The organism is Neisseria sp. P0021.S005 (assembly GCF_051956955.1).
Window position 1 is genome coordinate 1 of sequence record NZ_JBQCWY010000162.1, and the last position, 5,840, is coordinate 5,840.

A 5,840-nucleotide genomic window follows, 5' to 3' on the forward strand; every position below is an offset into this window, starting at 1 on the left:
GTATTGGGCGGAAGGGTGGTTTTGTTCGGCAGCAATGGCGTACCGGTGTGTAGCCGCCCGAGGGTCTTGCGTCGTACCGAGGCCGTAATGGTAGATGCGGCCTAAGGCTGCCGCCGCGTTTTTATGGTGAAATTCGGCAGCTTCCATGTAATTTTTGCGCGCGGCATTGTGGTCGGTGGGACGGCCGATGGCATTGGCTTGTGCTTCCGCCAAACGGTAGATGGTTTCGGTTTGTTGTTGCTGCAGGGCGGCAGTTTTGATTTGTTCGTATTGTTGCGGATGGTACAGCGCGGCGTCGCTGATGAGTTTTTGTGCTGCGGCGACAGAACCCAGCGCGGCGGCATGGTGGTAGTAATCATGCGCGATATGGTTGTCGGCTTTGATGCCGAGGCCGTAGCGGTAGAGGTCGCCCATGATTTTCAGCGCTTCGGGATGGTCTTTCTCGGCAGCGGCTTTGGCATAGCGCGCCGCTTGGAACGGATCGCGTTCGGAAAGTTCGCCGGTCAGGGTGTATTGGGCCAGCTTGGCCTGTGCTTCCGCTTGCTCCTTATCGGCGGCACGACGATACCATTCTAAGGCTTCGGGCTTGCGTTGGGCGGCAAGAAGGTCGGCCAGCAGGGTTTGTGCGGCGATGTGGCGGGCTTGCGCGGCTTGTTCGAGATAATGTTTGGCTTGTGCGTGGTCGGGGCTGATACCCGTGCCGTAGAAGTAGATTTGACCGAGTTGCCAACAGGCGGCAGCCACGCCGAGCGCGGCCGCTTTTTCGTATTGTTCGATGGCTGTCGCAATGTCGCCTTGGCGTTGATGATGGCGTGCCAGATGGTAATACGCAGGCGCGGCATATCGGGCGGCGGCAAGCTCCGCCCAGTAGAGGGATTGTGGATCGTTGCGTTGCGCGTGGTAACGCATGAGGATTAATTGGGCTTCGGGGTGACCTTGCTCACCCAGCCAGGCGTATTCGTTAAGAAGCTGTCCTGTTGGGGTACCGTTGTGTTCGCGTTGTTGCAGCAGGATAAAGAGTGCCTTGGGATGGCGTTGGGCCGCGGCGGCTTCCAGCCATGGAAGTGCCTGCTCCGGATGACCATTTTGCAGCAGATGATTGCCCAATACAAAAGCAGCTTCCGTATAACCCTGCTCTGCGGCCTGTTGCAGCAGGGGCAGGGCTTGGGCGGTATTGGATTGTTCCAAAAGGGCGGCGGCTTGCCGGTAGAGGATATCAGGAGCGGCGGTCATGGTTTGCGGGCGGATATAAAGTGGAAGACGGATGCTGCAGCATATGGGCGGCAATACCGGCTGAGGGCTTTGTAAAAATATTGCTCGCCACAGTTTTGTAAAGTGTATTGCCTTGCTGGCTTATCTTTAGGATGTTTGGCTTGTTATATTGTTTTGCCTGGGAGTACATCCATATTTTGTGTGTTATTAAGGCCTCAGCTTGAGTTGGTATGCTTTTATGACATCTCAGTTATTATACTGTCTTTGTAATTTATTGTTAATGATAAATGCAGGTTTTTGTGTTTTATTTACATGGCAGTAGCTAAGGTATTGATTGCTTCAGGCCGTCTGAAATGTTTTCAGACGGCCTGAGCTTTCTTTCACTAAGTCAGGTTGTCGGTGCGGAAGAGTCGGAGGTTTTTTTGTTGGGGAAAAACACCTGACTATAGAAGTTGCCATTAATTTGGGTCACGTTGAGGTGGTACATACGGTAGGCATGGAACAAGTCGCTGTCAGGTGGTGTCGGATGATTCCAAAATTCTGCCAAGGTATTTTGGTCAGTAATGCCGGGAATATCATAATAGGCACGGCCGAGCACTTTGACAGGCATATTGTGTATCAGTCCGGACAGGCCGCTGGTGCTGTTGATGGTAACCATGCCGAGGCCGTGGCGCAGGAAAACGGGCAGGGGGACATCATGGACGTAAGTGATACGGCCTTTGAGTTTGGGGTGTTTTTTGATAAAGCGTTTGATGTCGCGCGAGTAGTCGATAAAGCCGCGGTCCATCGGATGATGCTTGATGATGATGTTGGTATCGGCAGGCGCGTGCGCGGCGAATGAGCTCAAAACATGGAGCAGGAAGCTGCGGACGCTGGGAAAGTCGCAATGGATACGGACTTGGCTGTCGTTGAATACCTGCAGAGGAACAATAAAAAACTTGCCGTATTTGCCCGCCTCCACGCGTTTGGCGATTTGGATGTCTTCAATATAGTAGTTCAAACGCTTGAGGATGGAGAGCGACCACAGTTTGAGGTAATGGCCGGCATTGGATGCGCGGTGGTGGATGTAGTCGAGGTGGTGGATGTAGTCGGGGTAGTGGATGTAGTCGGGGTAGTGGATGTAGTCGGGGTAGTGGATGTAGTCGGGGTAGTGGATGTAGTCGGGGTAGTGGATGTAGTCGGGGTAGTGGATGTAGTCGGGGTAGTGGATGAGCGTGCCGGCAATCAGCTGCCAAAGCTCAAGCCTGCGGCTGCGGCGTGGAATGGGCAGCAGATCTTGGGTAAGCCCCCAGCCTGCATAGAAAGGCAGGCCATAGCAGCTGACTTTTTTGCCGCGCAACAAGGCTTCAAAACCGGTCAGCGAAGTCATGGTATGTACTTCGTCTGCGTATTGGAGACAGGTCAGGATATCTGCTTGCTCGGCGGTTTGGTCGGCATATCGTGCCGTATCTTCAGGGGAAATATGGCCGATACGGTTATCGCTGACTACATCGGGATGCGGTTTGTAGATGATATAGGCATCGGGATTGCGTTCGCGTACGGTACGAAGCAGATCCAGATTGCGATAGATTCGGGGCGAACCGTAGCGGATAGACGCATCATCTTCAACCTGGCCGGGAACGAGGATCACGGTTTTGTCGGTTGATGGAGCGGTAAAGTCTGAGCTGTCGACGTTGTATTTGCTGATGTGGTTTTCGGTCAACATTTTTTGCAGCTTCAAGGCCGTCTGAAAGTCTTGATCGTCGAAGTTTTGGTTTTGCAGGATGTGTTCAAGACGGGACGGGATTTCGGCATTGAAATAAATGCCCATATCGTCGGTAACGAGCGACAGCGGCGGGACTAAATTAGAACCAAGCCCGACCGAGCGGATAAAGCCGTCTTCCATGCGCAGCAGGGGGATGTGGTGTTGTTCGGCAAAACGGACGATGGCCTCTTTACCGTTGCCCCAGGCAAGGATGCGTGCATCATCGGACAGTTTGACTCCGGCCAGTTTTTGGGTGGAGGAGATAAATTTCAGACGGCAAGAGGGTACGTTAAAGAATGGTTTGGCAACCGCGCGTTTCCACAAAGACATGCCGACACAATACAACTCGCCACGCAATTTGTCGTTTTTACGTTTGACCGTTGCCAGATAGTCGATGATATCAAAGAGGCTACCTGCTTCGCCGGTATTGGGGTTGAGGTAGCGGCTGTATTGCAGATAGGCCGCGGCGAAGAGCTGCAGCAAGTTGCGGGGGCGCGTCGTTGGGTTCGAACAAGGCTATCGATTTTAGGATGGCGGTCGTCGTTCACGCCCCATCCGGCATACCACGGCAGGCCGAAGGTGGTCAGCGGTTTGCCGCACAAAAGCGCCTCAAAACCCATTTGTGAGGTAACGCAATAAACCTTATCGACGTTTTGCAACAAAGAAATCGGATTGATGTCTTCTGCCAAAAGATGGACGCGGTGTTGCTGCGCCAGCCGGGTCAGATAGCCTTGTTTTTTGCCGCACAAAACATCGGGATGGGTTTTGACCCAGATATCGGCTTGCGGGTTTTCATTCAAGGCCGTCTGAAACATCAGTTCAAACGTAGAGGCGTCTGCGCCGCCATACTGGATGGCCATATCGCCGAAGGTTTGGTCGATGATGAGGACGGTTTCGGGCTTGGATGGGGAACGTAAAGGATGATCGTCTGAAAGTTCGGGCGCGTGGTTGTATTTGGATAGATGATGTCGCAGGATGAAATCCATCGCCTGCTGCGCCTGAGCCAAGGTTTCAGACGGCATGGTATCGGAGGCAAGAATCAGTTGTTCCAAACGAGAAGGACGTGTGGTGTCGTAGTAGATGCCGATGTCGTCATAGACGATGGAATAGGGCGGATAACCGGCGACACCCAGTCCGAGCGAGCGTAAAAAGCCGTCTTCCAACGCAATAAAGGGAAGCCGGTGTTCAGCGGCGAAAGTACGCGCTTTGTGTGTCGTCGGGCGCAAACCCCAGCCGACCACAGCCTCTGCTCCTTTTCCATCTTTGCAGATATGAAACTCAGGCAATAGGGTGGAGAGATGGGGGATTTTGCGGATGCCGCGAGAGGGAATGTAGGCGTTTTTCACAATGCGTTTTCGTCGATTATTGTTATTAATGGATTGTAGGCCGTCTGAAAAGAGGAGCATTCTTTCAGACGGCCTGAATTATTTTTTAAAACGTTACGGCTTCGCCCAATACTTTGCCTGCCAAGTCTTTAGGCGACAGGTTCGGCTCGCCTTGCAACGGCCAGTTGATGCCGACGGTCGGATCATTCCAAATCAGCGAGTGTTCGGCTTTGGGGTTGTAATAGTCTGTACATTTATAGACGAACTCGGCTTCATCGCTCAATACATAGAAGCCGTGAGCGAAACCTTCGGGTACCCACAGTTGGCGTTTGTTTTCTGCGGACAGAATTTCGCCTACCCATTTGCCGAAAGTGGGGGAGTCTTTACGCATATCGACGGCCACGTCGAATACTTCGCCGACAACCACGCGTACGAGTTTACCTTGTGTGTTTTCAGTTTGATAGTGCAGGCCGCGCAATACGCCTTTACTGGATTTGGAATGGTTTTCCTGCACGAAGGTGCGGTCGCAGATTTGGGTTTTGAACCACTCGTCGCGGAAGGTTTCCATAAAAAAGCCGCGCGAGTCGCCGAAGACTTGGGGCTCAAGCAGTTTTACGTCAGGAATGGCGGTATCAATGATGTTCATCGTTTTATCTTTCATCTAAAGGCCGTCTGAAAAGTTTCAGACGGCCTCAAACATTATTTTTTTAACAGGCGCAGCAAATATTGGCCGTATTGGTTTTTCGCCATCGGGCGCGCCAGCTCTTCCAGTTTTTCATCAGAAAGCCAACCGTTGCGCCAAGCGATTTCTTCCAGACAGGCGATTTGCAGGTCTTGGATGTTTTGCACGGTTTGGACGAATGAAGCGGCTTCGTGCAGGCTCTCGTGGGTGCCGGTGTCCAACCATGCGAAACCGCGTCCCAAAAGTTGTACCGACAATGAACCGTCTTCCAAATACATTTGGTTGAGGTCGGAGATTTCCAATTCGCCACGGGCGGACGGTTTGATTTGTTTGGCGAATTCGACGACGCGTTGATCGTAGAAGTACAAGCCGGTTACCGCCCAATCGGATTTGGGCTGTTGCGGTTTCTCTTCGATAGACAGGGCGTTGAAGTTTTCGTCAAATTCAACCACGCCGAAACGCTCGGGATCTTTAACCTGATAACCGAATACGGTTGCGCCGTGGGTCTTGGCGGCAGCCTGTTTCAATGTTTGCGTAAACGATTGGCCGTAGAAAATATTGTCGCCCAAAACCAAGCAAACATTGTCGTTGCCAATAAATTCTTCGCCGATGATAAATGCCTGTGCCAAGCCGTCCGGACTGGGTTGAACGGCATAGCTGATGGAAATGCCGAAATCGCTGCCGTCGCCAAGCAGGCGTTTGAAAGAGGCGTTGTCTTCGGGCGTGGTAATGACCAAAATATCGCGGATTCCTGCCAGCATCAATACGGACAGGGGATAGTAAATCATGGGCTTGTCGTACACGGGCAGCAGTTGTTTGGATACGCCGCGCGTGATGGGGTAGAGGCGAGTGCCGCTGCCGCCGGCAAGGATAATGC

General features: G+C 52.6%; 3 protein-coding genes and 2 pseudogenes. All 5 read right to left on the bottom strand.

Annotation, left to right across the window (positions count from 1 at the left end; translation table 11 throughout):
- Positions 1-1,233 (bottom strand): tetratricopeptide repeat protein (locus ACTHUE_RS09855; RefSeq protein ID WP_440423387.1); only part of this gene is annotated, 1,233 nt, incomplete at its 3' end.
- A gap of 367 nt (positions 1,234-1,600) precedes the next feature.
- Positions 1,601-2,284 (bottom strand): annotated as a pseudogene (locus tag ACTHUE_RS09860) (capsular polysaccharide export protein, LipB/KpsS family); the annotation flags it as partial.
- Between the two features lie 114 nt (positions 2,285-2,398).
- Positions 2,399-4,362: pseudogene (locus ACTHUE_RS09865) on the bottom strand (capsular polysaccharide biosynthesis protein); the annotation flags it as partial.
- A 25-nt stretch (positions 4,363-4,387) separates the two neighbouring features.
- Positions 4,388-4,927, bottom strand: coding sequence for a dTDP-4-dehydrorhamnose 3,5-epimerase (gene rfbC / locus ACTHUE_RS09870; protein ID WP_070461113.1), 540 nt, complete (start codon positions 4,925-4,927; stop codon positions 4,388-4,390).
- Between the two features lie 53 nt (positions 4,928-4,980).
- On the bottom strand, positions 4,981-5,838 hold the full coding sequence (rfbA, locus tag ACTHUE_RS09875; protein WP_440423385.1) for a glucose-1-phosphate thymidylyltransferase RfbA: 858 nt from the start codon (positions 5,836-5,838) through the stop codon (positions 4,981-4,983).
- Between the last annotated feature and the right edge of the window lie 2 nt (positions 5,839-5,840).